3 protein-coding genes are annotated in these 2,183 nt (G+C 22.4%); all 3 read left to right on the top strand.

Features of this window, described 5'->3' with window-relative positions:
* A partial coding sequence (locus tag XO12_RS10975) for a hypothetical protein (protein ID WP_175420330.1) occupies positions 1-211 on the top strand: 211 nt, incomplete at its 5' end.
* Positions 212-560: 349 nt separating this feature from the next.
* The gene (locus tag XO12_RS10970; protein ID WP_175420329.1) at positions 561-773 is read left to right on the top strand and encodes a hypothetical protein; all 213 of its coding nucleotides are present in this window, start codon (positions 561-563) and stop codon (positions 771-773) included.
* 71 nt (positions 774-844) lie between these two features.
* A partial coding sequence (locus tag XO12_RS10965) for a hypothetical protein (protein WP_175420328.1) occupies positions 845-2,183 on the top strand: 1,339 nt, incomplete at its 3' end.

The following is a 2,183-nucleotide window of genomic DNA, read 5'->3' as shown; positions in this document are numbered from 1 at the left end:
TCCATTTAAAGAAGTTAAAGCAATAGATATAAATAAAGATGAATTAGTAATAACAGATGGAAACAGAGTAATAGTATATAAATTAAAAGAAGGAAAAATAATAAAATCATTTATTATAGAACATATAATAAGCAATATAAAATATATAGAAGAAAACAAAATAGTAATTACAAGTGACAATATGATTTTTAAATTCGAGTGTATTCACTAAAATATGTATTTTAATAGAAATGTTTATTAGCGCCTCTAGATAATATAAATGAAGCATATAATGATAAATTATGTTTAGTACCTGAAGAATTTTCTAAAAAAGAAATAAGTTCAAATGGAGATATATATAAGTGTTGGAACCACGTCGGAAGAGAAGAAGAGAAAATAGAAAATCTTAAAACAGGTATAAATTTATCAAAAGACACATCCAAAAGAATTTAAAAATTATTTTTGTGATCTTATAAAATTGGAATATGAATGGGCAATGGTATTGTTATCTAAGGAAATAAGCAGTAAAGTTACTTATTAAAATAACTTTATTGTAATAATCATGATGAGGGGGTATGTAGATGGCATTTAAAATCATAAGTTTAAACGAACCAGGAGTTTTATCTGATTCATCTGACTTAACTCCATGTGAAAGTGATCCGGGGGCTGGAGATGGTGGAATGCTATGTTTATTTACATGTGCTCCAGGTAGTTTGGATAGAATTTTAGAAACAGGAGGTTGTTCAGGTGAAGATTTTATACCACCTATATTAACTCCAGGTTCATGTAATTAATAATATACAGGTGTTCATATAATGAGCACCTGTTATTGCTATATATTTTAATGTGAAAGGGTGTGGATAACTTGAAACACATAAAAATTTTTCTTTTATTGTTTTTAATTTTTTTTAGTAGTTTGATATTTAGTAATAATATTAAAGTAGATAAAAATAAGATAAATTTATTATATTCATATGCAAAAGAGAATTATATTAAATATGAAACAAAAAATCTTGAAATTTATTTTGAGAAAGATGCTCCTTTTAGGAAACATATAGTTATTTATGCAAAAAAGTTTCAAAAAGAAATAGATGATTTTATTAAAATATTTAAAGAGAAGAGTTTTTCAGAAAAAATAGTTGTTATTATCGTCAATAATAATTCAGATAGATATGCATTTTCTAACATACATAATGCATCGTTTACCACAGGAATAATTGATAATAATACTTTACGTTTATTTATCTTTTCAACGTGGTTTAGTGTTCCACATGAAATTGTTCATGCATTGAATTCTGTATTATGGGGGGAATGTAGTTTTGATTTTTTTAAAGAGGGACTTGCTAATTGGTTTAGGTGGTATGATACACCATATATTATAGAAGGATATAATCAAACAATAAAAAAAATAATAAAATTTTCCAATAAATTTAAAGGATTATCCAATGATAAAAAATTTGAAATTATTTTTTTAAATAGAAATAATGGTTATACTTTTGGGGTATCATTTGTAAATTTTATTGTTAAAAAATATGGACATAACGAACTAAAAAAAATATATAAAGAATCTGTAATTTTAACAGAACAGGAATTACAGGAGAAGATAAAAAAATATATGATTAATTGGTTAAAATGGTTAGAAAAAACAGATTTTGAAGGTGTGTTTTATAAATACTTAATTTCAAGATATTATAATAATAATTCAATTGATAAAGTTGAATTAAAAAAATCAAAATCAATAAGAAATATTACAAATAATTTTTACTTAAATTCTAATATTAATTCATTGATATTTAATCTAGATTTTTCATCACAATATACATTTTCTTTTAATTTAAATGATAATAGTGAAAAAATATATAATGATTTAATGCCATTAGCAATATCGAAAAATTATATAGTAACTTTTGAAGTTTATAATAATTTTTATATTTATAATTTTAATACTAACAATAAAATACAATTGAAAATAAAATATGATTTTTTAATACCTAATATATTTATTTTAGAAAATCAAAGAAAAATTATTTTGGTTGATAAAAAAGAAATAAAAGAATATAGTCTTGAAAGCGGGAAATATATAAAAACTATAAATTATGACAAATACATATCTACAATAAATGAAATAGATGGGAAAATTATACTAGGAACAACAGATGGGAATATAATACTAGAAAATAAAATCGCAAAAATATCCAATGATC

This window comes from Marinitoga sp. 1154 (assembly GCF_013363285.1).
Lineage (GTDB): Bacteria > Thermotogota > Thermotogae > Petrotogales > Petrotogaceae > Marinitoga.
The sequence above is the reverse complement of the archived record's forward strand: the minus strand, read 5'-3'. Positions and strand labels throughout refer to the sequence as shown.

Excerpts from the sequence above, each read along its gene's own strand:
- XO12_RS10970 (WP_175420329.1), top strand. The coding sequence starts at position 561 with ATGGCATTTAAAATCATAAGTTTAAACGAACCAGGAGTTTTATCTGAT.